The organism is Oleiphilus sp. HI0125 (assembly GCF_001635355.1).
This window is the reverse complement of sequence record NZ_LWGF01000787.1, coordinates 1-1,808: the sequence shown is the minus strand read 5'-3', so window position 1 is coordinate 1,808 and position 1,808 is coordinate 1. Positions and strand designations below refer to the sequence as shown.

General features: G+C 44.2%; 3 protein-coding genes. All 3 read right to left on the bottom strand.

Annotation, left to right across the window (positions count from 1 at the left end):
• A partial coding sequence (locus A3762_RS12305) for a nicotinate-nucleotide--dimethylbenzimidazole phosphoribosyltransferase (protein ID WP_068755807.1) occupies positions 1-713 on the bottom strand: 713 nt, incomplete at its 3' end.
• A gap of 1 nt (position 714) precedes the next feature.
• A complete protein-coding gene (gene cobO, locus A3762_RS12300) occupies positions 715-1,326 on the bottom strand; it encodes a cob(I)yrinic acid a,c-diamide adenosyltransferase (protein WP_068755803.1) in 612 nt (203 codons plus the stop codon).
• Positions 1,327-1,368: 42 nt separating this feature from the next.
• Positions 1,369-1,808: ABC transporter substrate-binding protein (locus A3762_RS12295; RefSeq protein WP_156493428.1), on the bottom strand; the 440-nt coding region annotated here is incomplete at its 5' end.

The following is a 1,808-nucleotide window of genomic DNA, read 5'->3' as shown; positions in this document are numbered from 1 at the left end:
GCTTCGAGCATCGCACCAACCATTTGCGCTATTTCAAAGCCTCCAAACGTTTGGAGAACGTCGTGAACACCGTCTATTTGACCATGATAGATAAAAGACTTTTCAAGTACCTGAATTTTATGACTCAGTTGACGGTCATTAAGCCCCGTACCGCGACCAGCTATTTCTGATACCGGAATCCCAATTAACTGGGAAATAAGAGCAGCTGCAGATGCCGTATTTGCAATACCCATTTCACCAAACCCAACAACATTGCAGCCTTTATCATGCAACTCACCAAGAACATCCGCACCTGATTGTAAGGATTGATTCAGTTGCCACTCGGTCATCGCCTGATCAACTAAAAAGTTACGCGTTCCTTTTGCTATCTTGCGATAAACGATCGGCAAATCATCAGGAAATTCATAGTTAACACCTGCATCAACGACCTGAAGATCCATACCATTCTGGATCGTAAATACATTGATCGCAGCACCTCCAGCAACAAAGTTCATGACCATTTGCCAAGTCACTTCCTGCGGATATGCGCTCACGCCTTCTTCGGCGATACCATGATCGCCTGCGAAAACCAGCATGGTCGGTTTGGTGAGTTGAGGTTCCAGCGATTGCTGAATTAAACACACTTGTTTCGCTAACGCCTCAATATCTCCAAGCGCACCAATAGGCTTGGTCTTGGTATCTATTTTTCGCTGAACGCTATCGGCAAAGCTCATTCTAGTAATCAACACCCTTACGTGCTTTCACACCTGCTTTATACGCGTGCTTCACTTCCTTCACCTCAGAAACGGTATCGCACAAATCTCTTAAAGCGCTACCACCGCCACGACCCGTAACAATCACACTCTGCTCGGGTGGTCGGTTCGCGATTGCATCCAAGATCATCTGCTCATCGAGATACTTATAGGCAATCATATAGGTCAATTCATCAAGTAAAACGAGATCAATACTTTCGTCTTTCAACATACGTTCGGCTTCAACCCAGGTCGTTTGAGCAGCTTCAATATCAGCCGTTCGATCTTGCGTATTCCAAGTAAACCCAGTACCCATCTGGTAAAAATCAACTTCTGGCATCTTCTCTTTCAGAAAGATCTCTTCTCCTGAAAGCTGAGCACCTTTAATAAATTGAACAACGCCAACTTTATGCCCATACCCCAAGGCACGTAATACCATTCCAAACCCAGAACTGCTTTTGCCCTTGCCGTTACCGGTAAGTAGCAAAGAAATACCGCGTTCTTCATCAGCCGCTGCAATATGCGCGTCTACTTTTTCTTTTTGCTTTTGCATCGCTTTCTTGTGGGATTCGTTTTTAGCATTCTCGTCTGTCATAAACCTTCTCTTACTTTGTTTAAAGCTACGCTTATCAATACGCTACTTTTTGATTTGTCTAATATCATCAAACACTTCGCAAATTTGCTGCATGCCATAGAGTGTTCGATATGAAAACCGGTGCAATAAGTCACCATTAAAAAATACGATATGATCGTTTTTAACCGCAGGAATCTCGGGCCAGTCATTCCACATATTCAAGTCCATTTCTGTACCGTGATGCGTTGGCACAACGATGACCTCTGGACGCAAATCAATCACGGATTCTAAACTTACTTGCGGGTAATCCATTGAAGGGTCGTCGAACACATTTACAGCACCGCAACCCGCGAACATTTGATTAATCCAACTCCCTGCGGCCATTGTACGTAATGGCTTAGACCACAATTGATAGAAGAAACTGACAGGTTTTCTAGACTGATAATTGTCACGTAAAGAATCTAGACGCTCCCGATAGTTTTGCGCCTGCACCTGAGCTTCAG